The sequence below is a fragment of the Leifsonia sp. McL0618 genome, from assembly GCF_049994905.1.
Lineage (GTDB): Bacteria > Actinomycetota > Actinomycetes > Actinomycetales > Microbacteriaceae > Diaminobutyricibacter.
Genome location: NZ_CP188258.1, coordinates 2,704,352 through 2,721,046 on the forward strand (window position 1 = coordinate 2,704,352; position 16,695 = coordinate 2,721,046).

A 16,695-nucleotide genomic window follows, 5' to 3' on the forward strand; every position below is an offset into this window, starting at 1 on the left:
GGCTAGGAAGCCGTCGCCGCGGTCGTGGAGTGCGGGGAGAGCGCGGCGCGACCGGGGAGGAAGCCGCCGACGATCATCCCGATGATCGCGATGACGACGAGCGGGATCAGCGCCAGCACGTACTGGTCGTGCGGTCCGCTCACGTTCAGCACGAGGACGGTTCCGACGATGGCCGTTCCGAAACTCGAACCCAGGTTGGAGATGCTGCGTGAGAGTCCGGAGATCTCTCCCTGCTGCTCTTCGGGAAAGGCCGACTGCACCAGGTTGACGCTCGGGGTGAGCATCACGCCGAGGCCGATGCCGATCGCGAGCAGCCCCCACGCGAAGGCCCAGGCGTCGGGGATGGAGCCGACGATGAGCAACAGGAGCAGGCCGACACCCGTGATGAGGAACCCTGTGACGATCAGCGATCGTTGCGAGAAGCGTTTCACGAGGGCGCCTGCGGCGAGCGACGATCCGAGGATGCCGACGGTCGCGGCGCTGAAGATGATCCCGGTCTCGATCGCGTCGTACCCGCGCACGACCTGCAGGTGGCTCGCGACGAGCATCGACGTTCCCATGAGCAGGAGCCACTGCAGGTTCTGCGTCACCATGCCGAGGTTCGAGACCCTGACCCGGAACAGGCGGGTGGACAGCAGCGGCTCCTTGCCTTTCGCCTCGCGCCGGCGCACCCACCAGAAGAACAGCGCGATCACCGCGGCCCCTCCGACCATGAGCACCAGGCACAGCCACAGGTTGTTGTCGGCGGCGAGGATGCCCAGCACGAACACGATCAGCCCGACGCCGGACAGCACCGCACCCACGAGGTCGTACGGCTTCTCCGGCTCCGCAGGGCGCGGGTCTTTGATGCGCAGCGCCAGGATCAGGATGACGACGATGATGAGCGCCTGGAAGCCGAACGCCGCCCGCCAGCTGATGGAGGAACAGATCCATCCACCGATCAGGGGCCCGGTCGCCGCGCCGACGCCTCCCGCCGCGCTGACGATGCCGAACGCTCGTGCCCGGTCGGCGATGCCCCTCCAGTACATGGTCACCAGGATGTACACGGGAGGGATCAGGAGGGCCGTGCCGGCTCCTTCCAGGATCGAATTGCCCAGGATGAGCAGCCCGAGCCCGGGCGACAGCGCACTGACGATGGCGCCGACGCCGTAGACGGCAAGCCCGAGCACGAAGCACACCTTGCGTCCGAGCTGGTCGGTGAGCTTGCCGAACGGGATCATCAGCGCAGCCATCACCAGGAGGAAGAGCGTGATGGAGACCTGGATGCCGTGAACCGTGGTGTTCAGGTCGCGACTCATGTCGTTGAGCATCACGTTCATGTTCGAGCCGGCGAACGAACAGATGAACTGCGCGAGCGCGAGCGGAACGAGCGCCGACCAGGCGGTTGCCGTCGTTCGCGTTACGCCTGGCGACGTCACCGCGTTTCCTCCATGAAGCCGAAGGTGTGCATGACCCGGTCCCCCGCTCGATCGATGTGGCGACGGTACCCCGGGTCCGTCGGTGACGGATCACCCGGTGTGGGTGATAGCCGCCTCGTCTAGCCTGTGTGACATGTCGATTTCGCAGGCCGGAGCGAGGGTCTCGGCGTGGGCGCCGCTGGCCATCCCGGCGTTTCGGGTGCTCTGGTTCGCGCAGCTCGGCAGCAACATCGGCACCTGGATGCAGACCGTCGGCGCGCAGTGGTACCTGGTGGATGCCGCGGCCGGCGCCACCGTCATCGCGCTCGTGCAGACCGCAAGTTTCGCGCCTGCCTTGCTGTTCTCGCTTCCTGCCGGCGTGCTCTCCGACGTGCTCGACCGACGCAAGCTGCTGATCTGGGGCTCGGTCATCAGCGCGATCGTCGCTGCAGCGCTGACCGGTGTAGCGGCGATGAACGCTCTGACTCCGTTATCGCTCCTCGCCTTCACCTTCGTGCTCGGCGTGACCTCGACTCTCACCTCGCCCGCGTGGCAGGCCATCCAGCCTGAGCTTGTACCGCGGGATCAGATCGGCGCATCGTCCGCACTCGGAGGGGTGACCGTCAACGGCGCGCGGGCCGTCGGACCGGCGCTGGCGGGCCTCGTCCTCTCCGGTTTCGGCGTCGCCGTCGTCTTCGGGCTGAATGCGATCAGTTTCATTGCTGCCGCCATCGCGCTGATCTGGTGGAAGCGGCCCATGCAGACCGGGCTGGATGACCGCGAGCGGTTCGGTGCCGCCCTGCGCGCGGGCGTGCGGTACATCGCATCCGCCCAGCTGGTTCTGCGCATCCTGCTGCGCTCCGCCCTGTTCGCGCTGCCGGCGAGCGCTCTGTGGGCGCTGCTGCCGCTCACCTCGCGACGCCTCGGACTGGACTCGGCCGGTTACGGCCTTCTTCTGGGTGCGCTCGGTGTCGGCGCGGTCATCGGGGTCTTCGTGTTGCCTCTGGCACGCGGGCGCTACTCGGACAACGTCGTCATCGCGGCCAGCGCGCTGCTCTTCGCGGTCGGCACTCTCGCCGCGGCACTGCTCCCGTACATCCCCGCCCTGATCCTGCTCGTTCTCGCCGGCCTCGCCTGGATCGGCACGCTCACGGTACTCAATGCAGCCCTGCAACTGACGCTCCCCCAATGGGTGCGTTCGCGGGGCGCGGCCACCTACATCCTCGTGTTCATGGGAACGATGGCGATCGGATCGTTCTTGTGGGGTCTGGTCGCAGGGCTCTTCGGCACGACGCAGGCCCTCGTCGCGGCAGCGGCGCTGCTGGTGCTCGTCGCCATCAGCACCCGGTTGCTTCCGCTTCTGCCGGGGACCGGCACCATCGATCGCACGATCTCCCTCACCTGGGCGACCCCGAACCTCGTGTTCGAACCGGAGCCGACCGACGGCCCAGTGCTCGTGACCAACTCGTACATCGTGCGGCCGAACGCCGTCGCGCCGTTCGAGCGCGCGATGAAGGAGGTCGCGGCGTCACGACGCCGCACCGGCGGCTACCGGTGGCAGCTGTTCCGCAGCGGAGAAGACGAGGATGCGCTGCTCGAGTCGTTCATGGTGCCCTCCTGGGCGGAGTACCGCCGCCAGCAGACCCAGCGGCTGACCGGACGCGACCGCGAGATCCTCGCCGAAGCCCGCGAGTACTGCGAGGGGGATCCCGTCGAACGGCACTACTTCTCGACGAAGGCGGACTCCTGACCGTCAGAGCAGTCTCGCAGTCGTTCGGATGGCCTTGAGTTCATCGAGACGCAGTGCCGCCGTCGTCCGCGCAAAGGAGCGGGCGATCAGGGAACCTGGCTCTGCCGCCCTGATCGCAACGACCATCTCGACCCGGGCGACGGGCTCTGGCATGACGATGATCTCGCTGTTCGGCGCCGGCGCCCGCGTATAGAACCACGAGCGCGGCACGATGCTCGCCCAACGCCCCGTGCGAACCAGTGCGTGCAGTGACGCCACCGAATCGGTCTCGACCTGCGGAGCGATCACGACCCCGCGCTCGGCGAATGCCCGGTCGATCAGGCGGCGACTGTACATCCGCCGGTCGAGCAGCACGAGCGGCAGGCTGTGCGCTTCCGTCCAGGACATGGTCGTCGTGCGATCGGGCAACAGCTCCTGGGGAACGACCAGCACGTGCTCTTCCTCATACAGGGCGACACTCTCCAGACCGGCCGAGTCGGCCGGTTCCCGCGCCATGATCGCCGCGTCGATCTCGAAATCGGCGATCATCCGCAGCAGGTCGTCCGAACTCAGGCGGGTCTGCACGCGGATCGAGGCGAGCGGATGCACGGCAGCGAACGCCTCGATGGGAAGCGCCGCCGTGGTCGACGCCGTCGGTACTGCGCCCAGCCGGAGGGTTCCGGTGAGGCCCGATTTCACGGCCTGCACCTCGGCTTTGAACGCATCGTGCTCGGCGAGGATGCGGCGCGCCCAGATCACGAGTCGCTCGCCCTCCGGCGTCAGGCCCTCGAACGTGTGCCCCCGGTAGATGAGCGTGACGTTGAGTTCCTGCTCGAGCTTGTGGATCGCCGACGAGAGCGCAGGCTGCGAGACGTAACTGGCCGCAGCCGCACGCGCGAAATGCTGTTCTCGCGCAAGGGCGACGAAATATTCGAGTTGCCGAAAGAGCATCCGCCCTCTCCCTTTGCTGTCGCCCCTATCCTCCCGCCGTTCGCCGATCGGTCCAAGGCCTTTGATCGACCGCGCTTATGAACCGGTCGAAGAGGGGTCTTGGACAGCCGGAAGAAGCCACGCGCACAGTGGAGAACGTCAGCGAACCCCGACGCATCCGCGCCCCGAACTGAAGGAGAACAGTAATGACCACCCTCACGGCCCTGGCCCACCCCGGGCGGCCCGTGCGCCATGCCCTGAGCACACGCCACCACCATCACGGGTGGTGGTGGAAGACACTCGTCGCAGGCCTCGCGCTGTAGATCGCCACGATCGTCGTCACTGCGTGGACGGGCAACCCGAACCTCGTACCGACATTGATCCTCCTGGGGAGTTTCCTGGTCCCCTTCAGTGTCGTCCTCTTCGTCGTCGAGCGCGTTCGTGGCAACGTCAGCATGCTCCAGCTCGTGCTCGCATTCTTCGTCGGCGGCGTCTGCGGTGTACTCGGGGCATCCCTCCTCGAGGCGAGCCTCGCCCAGAACGTGTGGACGTACGGCCTCGTCGGACTGATCGAGGAGTTCGTCAAGGGTGTGCTGCTCGTCATCATCGGCTGGCGGGTCGTGCCCAAGACCGCCGGCCAGGGCGCGCTGCTGGGTGCGACGGTCGGCGCAGGGTTCGCCGCCTTCGAATCCGCCGGCTACGCGTTCAACGCTGCCATCAGCACACAGGGCATCAACCTGCTCTCACTGCTGCAGACCGAAGTGATCCGCGCGATCCTGGCCCCGGTCGGTCACGTCCTCTGGACCGCGCTGCTCGGCGCCGTGATCTTCGGGGCGGCCCGGCTGCACGACCGATTCCGCTGGTCGTGGTGGATTCCGGTCGCGTACCTCGGCGCATCACTTCTTCACGCGCTGTGGGATTCGATGAACGGCCTCGCATCGCTCGTCGCCGTGCTTCTCACCAGGAACGCGTTGCAGCAGCTGGAGACGGGGGACGTGCTCACTGCGACGGCGAACGCCGTCGAATCCCTGACGGCGGTCCTCTACATCGGGGGCCTGGTGGTCGTGTCTGCGGCAGGTGTGACCGCGCTACTGTGTGTCATACGCCACAACCTTCACCGTCAGGATAAGGGGCTTGCCGATGCATGACCTTGCGCTTGCCGTCTCCGTCTTCCTCGCCTGTGTCGTCGAAGCCGTCGAAGCGACGACGATCGTGCTCGCCGTCGGAAGCACCCGTAACTGGCGGTCCACGATGACGGGCGTCGCCGCCGCCCTGGTCGTGCTCGCTGCCGCTGTCCTGGTCTTCGGACCCGCCATCCTTCTGCTGCCGATCGGCATCCTGCGCCTCGTCGTCGGTGGAGTCCTGCTCGTCTTCGGCCTTTCGTGGATCCGCAAGGCGGTTCTGCGTGCGAGCGGTCGCAAAGCACTCCACGACGAGGATGCGATCTTCCAGAAGCAGATCGCGGCGGCGGCGCGAGCCGAGCGCACGACCCGCGGAGTGGTCAAGGACTGGTACGCGTTCACCCTTGCGTTCAAGGGCGTGCTGCTGGAGGGGCTCGAGGTCGTGCTCATCGTGCTGACGTTCGGCGCCAACGAGAACAACCTGTCCCTCGCGGTGCTCGCGGCGGTGGCCGCCGTCGTGCTCGTGGTGATCCTCGGCCTGATCGTTCGCGGCCCCCTCTCCCGCGTGCCGGAGAACACACTCAAATTCGTGGTCGGCATCATGCTCACCGGGTTCGGCACGTTCTGGGGAGGGGAAGGCGCCGGCGCGACCTGGCCGGGCGACGATCTCGCCCTGCTCGTCCTCATCCCGGCGATCGCGCTGTGCGCGCTGGGGATGGTGTGGTGGATGCGGTCTCGCCGACCTGCGAAAGCACCGGCCGGTCCCGGGGTGCCCACTCCAGCCGTTGCTGCCGCGCCCCGCCCGCCCCGCTCGCGCCTCGCCGCATTCGGGATGTTCTGGTACGACTTCATCATCGGCGACGACTGGCAGATCGCGGCCGGAGTGGCGCTGGCGTTCGTTCTCACTTTCGTCGTCAGCACCTTCTCCTCCCTGGCCTGGATCGTCACCGCGGTCTTTGTCCTTGCGCTTATTCCTTACGGTGTTCTGCGCGCCGATCGTGACCCGAACTCACGGAAACTCTTCGCATCCGCGACTAGACAGTGACCGAGGGACAGGAGTACAGCTATGACCATCAACACCCATAACGAGGCGTCGCCCGGCGACGCGACCATCCGGCCGTTCCGCGTCGAGGCATTCCCCCAGGCCGACATCGACGAATTGCGTCGTCGGCTGCTGGCGACGCGCTGGCCGGAACGCGAGACAGTCTCCGACCTGACGCAGGGCGTGCCCCTGGCCACGATGCAGGAGCTCGCCCGCTACTGGGCCTCCGACTACGACATGCGCCGCCACGAGACGCGGCTGAATGCGTTTCCGCAGTTCATGACCGAGATCGACGGCCTCGACATCCACTTCATCCACGTCAGGTCGCCGCACGAGAATGCGCTTCCGCTGATCATCACGCACGGATGGCCGGGCTCGGTGATCGAGATGCTGAACGTCATCGGCCCGCTCGCCGACCCACCCGCCTACGGCGGTGACGCGGCTGAAGCGTTCGACGTGGTCGTTCCCTCGATGCCCGGCTACGGCTACTCGGCGAAGCCGACGGCGACCGGATGGGATCCGTACCACATCGCGGACGCCTGGATCACGCTGATGAGGCGGCTCGGTTACACGCGATTCGTCGCCCAGGGCGGTGACTGGGGCGCTCAGGTCACGGATGTGATCGGCTCGAAGGCGCCCGCGGAGCTGCTCGGCATCCACTCCAACATGCCCGGCAGCGTCGCGCCCGAGATCTCGAAGGCGCTCGCTCAGAACGTGCTCGGCGCCGGAGAGCCGCCGTCCGGGCTCAGCGCCGAGGAGCAACGGGCTTTCGACCAGCTCAACTTTCTTTTCACGAAAGGGCTCGGCTATTCGATCGAGATGGGGAATCGCGCGCAGACCCTGTACGGTCTCGCCGACTCCCCCGTCGCGTTGGCGGCGTGGATGCTCGACCACGACGCGCGCAGCCTCGCCGACATCGTGCAGGCGTTCGAGGGCAACCCGGTCGGGAGCCTGACCAGGGATGAGGTCCTCGACAACATCACGATGACCTGGCTGACGAACACCGGCATATCGTCGGGCCGGCTCTACTGGGAGAACACGCTCGGCTTCTTCGACGTCAAAGGGGTGAACGTGCCGGCTGCGGTGTCGGTGTTCCCGAACGAGCTGTACCAGGCGCCACGGAGCTGGACGGAGGCGGCGTACCCCAATCTCATCTACTTCAACGAACTCGAAGAGGGCAACCACTTCGCGGCCTGGCAGGAGCCCGACCTGTTCACGTCGGAGCTGCGCGCGGCCTTCCGGACGTTGCGCTGAGAATTTCTCGATTGCAACAGTCTCCCCTCAAATGGGGATGGGGGTCTTGCCGGGTAGACCGATCGGTCATACGTTTGCACTGGCCAGCCGACAACCGTCGGCCGTCACATCACGTCAGGAGATCCTTGATGAGAAAAAACTCCCTGGGAGTGGCTCTGGTAGCCGTCGCGGCTGTTTTCGCGGCGTTCACCGGAGCCGGAGCGGCAACCGCCGCCCCCGTCTCGAAACCCATTCCGAACTCGTCACCCGGGTGGCTCACCCACGGCAAGAACCTTGGTGCCGCCTCCCCGAATGCCGCCGTCAGCGCACGCGTCTACCTCGCACCGAACGGCGGACTCGACGCACTGAAAGCCGCCGCCACCACCGCATCGAGCACGCATAAGTACCTCACGCCAGCGCAATACCACGCGAAGTACGACGCAACTGCGTCGACCGTCAACGCGGTGAGCGGATGGCTGACCGGTGCCGGGCTCACGGTGAGCGCGGACCCCAACCACCGCTACCTCGACGTCACCGGCAGTGTGGCCGCGGCGAACAAGGCGTTCGGCGTCTCGATCTCCAACTTCACCCACGATGGCCTCTCCGTGCAGGCGCCGACGGGTGCGGCGACCGCACCTGACGCCGTCGCGGCATCGGTCATCGCGGTCTCCGGACTCGACACGACCGTCTCGGTCGTCCAGCCGCTGACCCAGAAGCCGTCGCCGCCCAGCGCCGGGTTCCGCAACGCCCAGGTCTGTTCGCACTGGTACGGCGACGCGACCCCCGCCACGGTTCCCACGCCTGACGGCACGACCCTGCCGCTGTTCAACGGCAAGGTACTGCCGTATTCACCGTGCGGATACACCGGTCCCCAGCTGCGCAACTCCTATGAGGCAGGCGCTGCAGCGGGTCTCAACGGTCACGGTGTGACTGTTGCGATCACCGACGCGTACGCATCGCCGACGATCGAATCCGACGCCAACCGCTACGCGACCGACAACGGCGACGCTGCGTTCACTGCTGGTCAGTTCTCGCAGAGCATGCCCGACTCGTTCCGCCAGGTGCAGAACAACAAGTCGCCGAAGCAGTGCGACGCATCCGGCTGGTACGGCGAGGAGACGCTGGATGTCGAGGCCGTTCACGCCATGGCGCCTGCTGCGAACATCCGCTACTACGCGGGTAAGAGCTGCCAGGACTCCGACCTGCTCGACACGTTCAGCCGCATCAACGACGAGGGTGTCGCGAACATCGTGACGAACTCGTGGGGTGGTGTGGGCGATGTCGTGAAGCCGACCCTGCTGCAGGCCTATGAGGTTGCATTCCTGCAGGGCGCGGTCCAGGGCATCAGCTACGTGTTCTCCACGGGCGACTCCGGCGACGAGGTCACCAACCTGGGAACTCCGCAGACGGACTACCCGGCATCCGACCCGTACGTGACGGGTGTCGGCGGAACGTCGACAGCGATCACCCAGGCGGGTGTCACTGCTGAGACCGGCTGGCAGACGACCAAGTACGGCCTCTCCAGCGGTGCCTGGGCGGTGACCGTGCCGTTCCTCTACGGAGGTGGCGGCGGGTATTCGTCGAACATCGCCGAGCCCGCCTACCAGGTCGCGGCCGGCATCCACAGCCCGAACGGCGGCCGCGCGCTGCCTGACGTGTCGATGGACGCCGACCCGACGACCGGCATGCTGGTCGGACAGACGCAGTCCTTCCCCGCTGGCGCAGCCTACGACACCTACCGGATCGGCGGAACGAGCCTCGCCTCGCCGCTCTTCGCTGGGATGACAGCCCTGAAGATCCAGGCCAGCGGTCACGGTCTGGGCCTGCTGAACCCGATGATCTACGCCAACCACTCGGGATTCAACGATGTGACCGGTGCGAACATCGATGCCGGCAACATCCGGGTCGATTTCGTGAACGGGCTGGACGCGACCAACGGGTACGTGTACTCGGTGCGTTCGTTCAACACGACGCACACGACCCTCACGGTCGGCACCGGTTGGGACACGGAGACCGGCTGGGGCAGCGCCCGGGCCGGGTGGCTCACTCCGGCGCCGTAAGGCACACAATCCAGAGGGGCCCGGCAGCGATGTCGGGCCCCTCTGCTGTCTCTCCTGCTCGAACACGCCGCCCCGGAGGGCGCACGTCACGGTATGCGCACACCAGCGAGCTCCTCGGCGACCGACCAGATTCGCTCAGCCGCCACCGCGTCGGCGATCCTGGCGTACGGCCTCAATGCGATGGCCGGCCCGCGCGTGTGCATCAGGTGTGCCGGACCGTAGAAGCGGCCTCCGACATCCTCTCGCGCCGTCGCAGCGTAAAGGGCCGGCCCGGATGCTGCGTCCGGCGTCTGGATGACGCGCTTGCCGAGCGACAGCCGTATCCGGTCGAGTGCTGTGACGGGAACGTCGGGATCCTTGAACGTGATCGCGGTCACCGCCGTGCCCGGATGCGCGAGTGTCGACTCGAGGCCCCAGTTGCGGGACACGCTCCGGCGCTGCAGTTCCATGCCGAACAGTGACAGCGCGACCTTGGAACTCCCGTATGCCCGCAGCGGCGTGTACCGGTTACTCACCTGCAGGTCATCCCAGTCGATGCCGTAAAGCGCCGCCGCCAGGCTCGACTGCATCACGATTCTGGCGTTGCCGGCCTGCAGCAACGAGAAGATGCCGGCTACAAGGGCGAAATGTCCGAGGAAGTTCGTCTGGAAATGCAGCTCGAACCCGTCGGCCGTCTCCCGACGCGTCTTCGACCGAAGCAGCATCACCCCGGCATTCCCGACGAAAAGGTGGATGGGCTTCCCCTCCGCTCTGAGCAGCTGCGCGAGCCAAGCGACACTCTCGAGCGACGCGAGGTCCACATCCATCACCGTGACCCGCCGGTCGGGAACGGACAGCCGGATCCGGCCGGCCGCGTCTTCACCCTTCACCCGGTTGCGTACCGGAAGGATGAGGTCTGCGCCCGCCATCGCGAGGCGGCGCGCAAGGGCGAACCCGATCCCGTCGCTCGCCCCGGTCACCAACGCACGCGTTCCCGTCAGGTCTGGCGCGCGCACCGCAGCTGCCGGACGACTCATGGCCCCTCCCACGTTCATCGTGAGACTACGCCGCGAGGCACGGTATGCGCACTAGTACGTATTGACTTCGCAGAAGGGGTCAGCCGGTGTGAACCCTCGCCAGGTATTGTTGCGTCGCCGCCTCGCGCGGGTGGTCGAACACCTGCTCCGGCGGCCCCTGCTCGAGCAGCACCCCGTTGTGGAGGAAGATCACCTGGTCGGCCACCGTGCGGGCGAACTGCATCTCGTGCGTCGTCATGAGAATCGTCGACCCTGCCGCCTTGAGCTCCGCGACCAGGTCGAGCACCTCGCCGACGAGCAGCGGGTCGAGCGCCGACGTGATCTCGTCGAGCAGCAGCAGTTCGGGATTGGTCACGATCGCACGGATGATCGCCACCCGCTGCTGCTGACCGCCCGAGAGCCGGTCGGGAAAGTCCTTGACCTTCGCGCCCAGCCCGATGCGCTCCAGCCACTGCATCGCGGAGGCTTCGGCTTCGTCTTTCGCAATGCCGTGGACCTTGCGGCTGGCGAGCGTCACATTGTCGAGAACGCTGAGATGCGGGAACAGGTTGAACTGCTGAAAGACGACACCGATGCGCGCTCGCGTGCGGTCGACGTCGATACGGGGGTCGCTGATGTCTTCGCCCTTGAGGAAGATGCGTCCGTCATCCACCCGCTCGAGCAGGTTGATCGTCTTCAACAGCGTCGACTTGCCCGACCCGCTCGCCCCGATCGCCACAACCACCTGGTGCTGGTCGATCTCGAGGTCGATGCCGGTCAGTACGGGCGTTTCGCCGAAACTCTTGTACAGGCCTTCGACGCGCAGCACGGCCTCGGCCGGCGCCGCCACGACATCCCCGCTCACACCGTGCCCCCGATCTGCTCACGCTTCTGCGCCCGCGCCGACAGGTAGTCGGTGAGGCGGATGAGCGGCCAGCTGATCGCCACGAACAGGAGCCCGGCCACGATGTACGGGGTGAAGTTGTAGGTGTCGGCCGACGCGATCTGGGCGGCGCGCACCGCATCCACCGCACCGAGCACCGACACGAGACCCACATCTTTCTGCATCGATACGAAGTCGTTGACGAGGGCCGGCGTCACTTTGCGTACGCCCTGGGGCAGCACGACGAGCCGCAGCGTCTGTGCGTGCGAGAGCCCGAGCGAACGGGCTGCGAGACGTTGTGACGGATGCACGGCCTCCATGCCGGCGCGCAGCACCTCGGCGACATAGGCCGAGTAGGTGAGGATGAGCGCGAGCGTGCCCCAGAATTCGGGCCCCATCCGGGGAAAGACTCCGAGGGCAGGGATGCCGAAGCCGACCAGGTAGAGGACGATGATCAGCGGCATCCCGCGAAACAGGTCGGTGTAGACCGTGGCGATGACGCGCAGCGGGAAGAAGACGGGGCCGCGCAGGGTGCGGACGATCGCGAGCAGCGTGGCGAAGATCGCGACGCCGATCGCGGCGAAGAACAGGATCTGGATGTTCAGCCACAGGCCGAGCAGGATCGACCCCAGATACTCCCACCCGATCTTCACGTTGAAGAACGACTGCTGCACCAGCGCCCATCCGGGCGTGTTGACCACGGTTGCCCAGACCAGCACGGCGAGCACGAGCGTACTCGCCAGGCTGATCAGAACCGACCGGCCGGACTGTTTCTTGCGGAAGACGCGCCGATCCCGCTCGATCTCGCTCAGCGGCGAGCCGTCTGGATTGGTCTCCAGGGTCGTTGTTCGTGGGCTCACGAGCTCACCATGGGGGCCTCACGTCGGGCGCGCACCGTTACTTGAAGACCGGGACGTTCACCGTGGTCGACAGCCACTTCTTGGTGATGGTGTCGAGCTCACCGCTCGTACGGAGTGCATCGACGGCGGACGCGACCTTCGCCGTGAGAGGCGAGCCCTTCGCCAGCACGATGCCGAACTTGTCACCGCCGGAGTTGTCGGCGAACTGCCCGCCCACCACGCCGTTGTCGACCTGCGCGTCGGCGAGGTAGAAGGCGGTCGGCAGGTCGGTCGCGACGGCATCGATCTGCCCGGTCTTGAGAGCGAGGACCGCGTCGTCGTTGGAGTTGAAGACGGCGATGTTGTTGCCGCCGACCTCCTTCTTCAGCAGCGTGTACGTCGTGGTCGCGGTGGCCACACCGATCTTGACCTTCTTGAGGCCGTCGAGCGTCGTCACCGACGCGGCCGGCGAGCCCTTGGTGGTCACGATGGCCTGGGTGGTCGTGTAATACGGCGACGAAAAGTCGACGGCCTTCTTACGCTCGTCGCTGATGCTGAACTGCTGGATGTTCAGGTCGAAGTCTTTCGGCCCCGGCGCGATCGCGCTGTCGAAAGTGGTGCGGGTCCAGACGACGTCTTTCTTGGCGAAGCCGAGCTTCTCGGCGACGGCGTAGGCGACAGCCGACTCGAAGCCCTGCCCGTTCTCCGGCTTGTTGTCGATGACCCACGGCGAGTATGCCGGCTGGCCGGTCGCGATCGTGAGCTTGCCCGCGGTGAGGGTCTGCAGTCCCTGCGATGAACTCGACGAGGTCGAACCCGACGGAGACGAGCTGCAGGCGGCCAGGGCGACGATCGCGATCGTGGCCCCCACCAGGGAGATGGCGCGCGTAAGACGTGAGGGAAGAGCAGACACAGGGATACCTTTCAGCGGGCCTCCGGCGGCCAATCATTCGATAGTAGAGGGAACCGCGTGACGCTCGGTTCAGGTTACGGATTGTGAAACACCGGCGAGCGACCAGTCGTCGAAGCTGAACCCGGGCGACACCAGGCAGCTGACCAGAGTCTCGCCACCCGACGGGAGCGTGCGCTGCCAGGTGCCCGCCGGCACGAGCTCCTGCGCGCGGTGCCCCTGCGTGTCGTCGGGCCCGAGCGTCACGATCTCGCCGTCGACCGGCGACTCCCCGGTGCCCCCGAGTTGGAGGGCGAGCGGCTCCGGCCCGTGCCAGAGCCAGATTTCGTCCGAGGTGACGACGTGCCATGCCGACGCCTCCCCCGGCGGCAACAGAAAGTAGATCAGGGTCGCGGCCGGGCGTTCACCGCGGTCGGTGACCACAGCATCCGTCGCCGTCCACGTTCTGCGGTACCACCCGCCTTCCGGATGCGGTTCCAGGGCGAGCTCGATGGCCCGCGCTGACGGGACCACCCACTCGATGAGTTCCCCGTCAACCGTGCGGCGGGCGACCGGCTCGATCACGACAGCTCCACTGCCGCGACCCGCTGGCCGGTCCACGACGGCGCCGACCACCGTGTCGTCCCGTCGATCACAGTCGCAACCGAGCGTCCGGAGCCGGCTTCGACGAGCTCGGCGATGGCGTCATCCACGCGGCTCACGGCCACGTCGAAGAAGGCGAGGTCGGCCGCGGCGCCGACGGCGAGGTGGCCGATGCGGTCGGGTCCGACATCCAGCCCGATCGCGTGGGCGCCGCCCAGCGTCGCGGCCGAAAGGAGACGCGAATGCAGGTCGGGCCGCGTGTAGCCCTGCTCGCGCGCGATCGCGTAGAGCGCGGTGACGTCCCCCATCAGGTCGAGCGACGGGCTCGACGACAGGGAGTCCGTGCCAACGGCGATCGCGCTGCCTTCGCGCAGGTACGCCGCAACCGGCGGCGGGGCCAGCCCGATGACCTCGTTGGACCGCGGGCACAGGGCAACGGCCGTTCCCCTGGCGCGGAGCAGGGCGCGATCCTTCGCCGTCATGTAGACGCCGTGGGCGACATGGCAGTCGGGGCCGAGAACGCCGAGGCGGTCGACGAAGTCGGTCGCGCTCGTGCCGAAACCGAGGGAACGCAGCGCACGGAAGCTCTGCACCCCGAGAAAGTGCCACGCCCGGTGTGTATCGCCGCCCTCGGTGTCGACGCGTTCCTCTTCGAACGCCGACTCACCGAGGTGGAGGTGCAGGCGCTGCCCGCGCTGGCGCACGATGTCCGGCATGTCGAGCAGCGGCACCGTGTCGAGCGAGTACGGCGCGTGCGGCGACAGCCCGGCGCCCGGTGTCGCCGGGATGCGCTCCAGGTCGGCGATGACCTGTTCGCGGCCGCGCTCGTTCCAGTCGGCCGTCTCCCAGTTCATCACCTCCCAGAAGGCGATGCCGCGCATCCCGACCTCGTGCAGCACGTCCGCCGCTTCCATGTCGGTGACGATGTCGGCGACACCCGTCACGCCGTACCGGATGAGCTCTCGCGCGCCGCGAATCGCGTCGGCCCGCCAGTCGTGAGGTTTCTCGTATTGGACCGTGAACGCATCCGCCCAGTCGTCGAAGCCGTCGTAGCGTCTCGCTCCGACCTCGGCCATGCCCGTGTACTGCAGATGGGAGTGCGCGTTGACCAGCCCGGGGAGCAGCGCGCCGGGCCAGTGCTGCTCGAGGTACGGAACATCCTGCTGTTCGAGCGATTCGATCACCCAGCGCCGTTCGCCGACGTGCAGGATGCGGCCGTCTTTGACGGCGACCGCGCCGCGCAGGATGGGCGGGGCCGTCATGGGGACGACCAGACCGGCCGAGTAGACCGTCACGTCGCCTTTCACGAGGCCTCCTCGTCGAAACGCGACGAGAGCCACGTGTTCTCCTCCGCCTGGCGCGGGATGCTCGCGTCGGCCCTCACGCCCCTCGCCTCCAGCGCGGCGGCGGCCACCGCACCGTCTGCCTCCGGCGGCAGCGGATGCACGCCGACCTGCAGCGTTCCGGCGGACTCGACGAGAAAGCGGATGGCCGACAGCTGCACCGCGAACGACAGGTCCATGATCTCGATCGGGTTCCCCTCGCCGGCCGTGACGTTGATGCAGCCGCCGTCGTCGAGGATCAGGATGCTCTGGCCGCTCGGAAAGGTGAACCGCTCCGTGGCGTGACCGATGGCTTCGCGCACTGCACCGGCGGCCACCGCGTCGTCGATGGCGACCTCCTGGGGAACGCCTCCGGCGACAGCGACCACGGCGTCGCGGGTGCAGGCCCGGAGAACGGCGAGGCTGATCGTGTCGCGGACGCCCGTTGCCGAGATGACCAGGTCGGCCGTCGCGACGGCGTCGATGAGCGGGGCGACCCGGTAGCCGTCGAACACGGCGGCCAGCGCACGCACCGGGTCGACCTCGGCGACGACGACGGTGCCGCCGAGCGCTCGCACGTGGTGTGCGACGCCCTGGCCCACGTGCCCGTAGCCGGCGACGACGACCCTTCGCCCGGCCGGCTCCAGTCCGGTCAGCCCGAGGATCGCGAAAACGCACGACTGTCCCGTTCCGTACCGGTTGTCGAACAGCGTCTTGCTTCGCGCGTCGTTGACGGCAACCACCGGGATGCGCAGCAGGCCATCGTCGGCCATCAGGCGCAACGGCCGCAGACCGCTCGTCGTCTCCTCGGCGGCTCCGATCAGGTCGGAGAAGTCGTAGCCCGTCTCGTGGGCGAGGCGGATGACGTGGGAGCCGTCGTCGACCAGCACCTGCGGCCGCGCCGCCAGGAATCCCACTGCCAGCTCGCGATGCTCGGCAGGGCCGGCCCCGGAGCGCGCGTACACCGGTATGCCCTCGCGTCTCAGCGCCGCCGCGACCTCGTCATCGGTCTCATCCGGATGCGCGAACACCGTCACCTCCGCGCCCGCCTCCTGCAGCAGCAGTGCAAGCACGGCGGTCTTCGGCTCCAGCACCATGCTGACGCCGACGCGAAGACCGCGAACGGTGTGTGCGTCCGTGAGCTGGGCAGCGAGGCCGGCGGCCGTCGGCATGAAACGCCGCGCCCACGCGATGCGCGCCGCGGCAGGACCCAGGTGGTGCTGCCGGCCGGCCGAATCGGCGACCCGAACGACGACGGCGAGAGGCGCATCCGTCGCCCACACGCCGTGGCGCAAGGGTTCATGCAGCGCAACGTCGGCGCCCACCGCGGACGCGTCCGCGGTCGCGTCGACGATCAGCAGGGTGTCCTGTGGGCCGGCGGACGCGGTAATCAGCACCTCGAGCTCGTCGCGGTCGAGCGGCGCGGTATCTTCTCCCGTACAGAAGAGGTAGTCGACCGATTCGCCCCGTTCGGCGAGTCTCGCACCGATCGCAGCGAGCAGACGCGTGAGTGCTGTTGCGCGCATCCCGGAACCGCGAACCGCGAAGCGTTTGCCGGCGATCGACAGGTTCGTCGCCTCGGCGAACTGCCGGACGATTGTCGCCGCCCACGCCTCTGGACTCCCACTCACCGGCTCGAACACCGGTACAGC

At 67.4% G+C, this 16,695-nt stretch carries 14 protein-coding genes; 5 read left to right on the plus strand and 9 right to left on the minus strand.

The genetic code is table 11. The annotated features are described in order from the left end of the window. Positions 1-2: 2 nt before the first annotated feature. Entirely contained in the window at positions 3-1,418 is a 1,416-nt protein-coding gene (locus ACPPVQ_RS12990) for an MFS transporter (protein ID WP_426515516.1), read from the minus strand. Positions 1,419-1,551: 133 nt separating this feature from the next. Here ACPPVQ_RS12990 and ACPPVQ_RS12995 point away from each other — a divergent pair, with 133 nt between their 5' ends. Further along, positions 1,552-3,147: an MFS transporter gene (locus ACPPVQ_RS12995; protein ID WP_426515517.1), complete on the plus strand. Its 1,596-nt coding sequence runs from the start codon at positions 1,552-1,554 to the stop codon at positions 3,145-3,147. 3 nt (positions 3,148-3,150) lie between these two features. On the opposite strand, the gene ACPPVQ_RS13000 is transcribed toward ACPPVQ_RS12995, so the two are convergent. Then, the gene (locus ACPPVQ_RS13000; RefSeq protein ID WP_426515518.1) at positions 3,151-4,077 is read right to left on the minus strand and encodes a LysR family transcriptional regulator; all 927 of its coding nucleotides are present in this window, start codon (positions 4,075-4,077) and stop codon (positions 3,151-3,153) included. Positions 4,078-4,433: 356 nt separating this feature from the next. Here ACPPVQ_RS13000 and ACPPVQ_RS13005 point away from each other — a divergent pair, with 356 nt between their 5' ends. From ACPPVQ_RS13005 to ACPPVQ_RS13020, 4 genes are all read left to right on the plus strand, one after another. Then, positions 4,434-5,204, plus strand: a complete 771-nt coding sequence (locus ACPPVQ_RS13005) for a PrsW family intramembrane metalloprotease (protein WP_426515519.1) — start codon at positions 4,434-4,436, stop codon at positions 5,202-5,204. Further along, positions 5,197-6,222, plus strand: a complete 1,026-nt coding sequence (locus ACPPVQ_RS13010) for a COG4280 domain-containing protein (protein ID WP_426515520.1) — start codon at positions 5,197-5,199, stop codon at positions 6,220-6,222. The genes ACPPVQ_RS13005 and ACPPVQ_RS13010 overlap by 8 nt, the downstream gene beginning before the upstream one ends. A 21-nt stretch (positions 6,223-6,243) precedes the next feature. Then, complete coding sequence (locus ACPPVQ_RS13015; protein WP_426515521.1) at positions 6,244-7,473, plus strand: epoxide hydrolase family protein; 1,230 nt, start codon at positions 6,244-6,246, stop codon at positions 7,471-7,473. Between the two features lie 128 nt (positions 7,474-7,601). Next, positions 7,602-9,512: a S53 family peptidase gene (locus ACPPVQ_RS13020; RefSeq protein ID WP_426515522.1), complete on the plus strand. Its 1,911-nt coding sequence runs from the start codon at positions 7,602-7,604 to the stop codon at positions 9,510-9,512. An 86-nt stretch (positions 9,513-9,598) separates the two neighbouring features. Here ACPPVQ_RS13020 and ACPPVQ_RS13025 read toward each other — a convergent pair whose 3' ends face one another. From ACPPVQ_RS13025 to ACPPVQ_RS13055, 7 genes are all read right to left on the minus strand, one after another. Next, positions 9,599-10,528, minus strand: coding sequence for an SDR family oxidoreductase (locus ACPPVQ_RS13025; RefSeq protein WP_426515523.1), 930 nt, complete (start codon positions 10,526-10,528; stop codon positions 9,599-9,601). 79 nt (positions 10,529-10,607) lie between these two features. After that, positions 10,608-11,372, minus strand: coding sequence for an amino acid ABC transporter ATP-binding protein (locus ACPPVQ_RS13030; RefSeq protein WP_426515524.1), 765 nt, complete (start codon positions 11,370-11,372; stop codon positions 10,608-10,610). Next, positions 11,369-12,250 (minus strand): amino acid ABC transporter permease, encoded by an 882-nt coding sequence (locus ACPPVQ_RS13035; RefSeq protein ID WP_426515525.1) that lies wholly within the window; start codon positions 12,248-12,250, stop codon positions 11,369-11,371. Before ACPPVQ_RS13035 ends, ACPPVQ_RS13030 begins: the two co-directional genes overlap by 4 nt. 37 nt (positions 12,251-12,287) lie before the next feature. After that, positions 12,288-13,142 (minus strand): ABC transporter substrate-binding protein, encoded by an 855-nt coding sequence (locus ACPPVQ_RS13040; RefSeq protein ID WP_426515526.1) that lies wholly within the window; start codon positions 13,140-13,142, stop codon positions 12,288-12,290. Positions 13,143-13,211: 69 nt separating this feature from the next. Then, complete coding sequence (locus tag ACPPVQ_RS13045) at positions 13,212-13,703, minus strand: cupin domain-containing protein (protein ID WP_426515527.1); 492 nt, start codon at positions 13,701-13,703, stop codon at positions 13,212-13,214. Continuing rightward, positions 13,700-15,028 carry an amidohydrolase family protein gene (locus ACPPVQ_RS13050; protein WP_426515528.1) on the minus strand — a complete coding sequence of 443 codons (1,329 nt, stop codon included), beginning with the start codon at positions 15,026-15,028 and terminating at the stop codon, positions 13,700-13,702. Before ACPPVQ_RS13050 ends, ACPPVQ_RS13045 begins: the two co-directional genes overlap by 4 nt. Beyond that, a complete protein-coding gene (locus tag ACPPVQ_RS13055; protein ID WP_426515529.1) occupies positions 15,025-16,686 on the minus strand; it encodes an adenosylhomocysteinase in 1,662 nt (553 codons plus the stop codon). Before ACPPVQ_RS13055 ends, ACPPVQ_RS13050 begins: the two co-directional genes overlap by 4 nt. Positions 16,687-16,695: the final 9 nt, after the last annotated feature.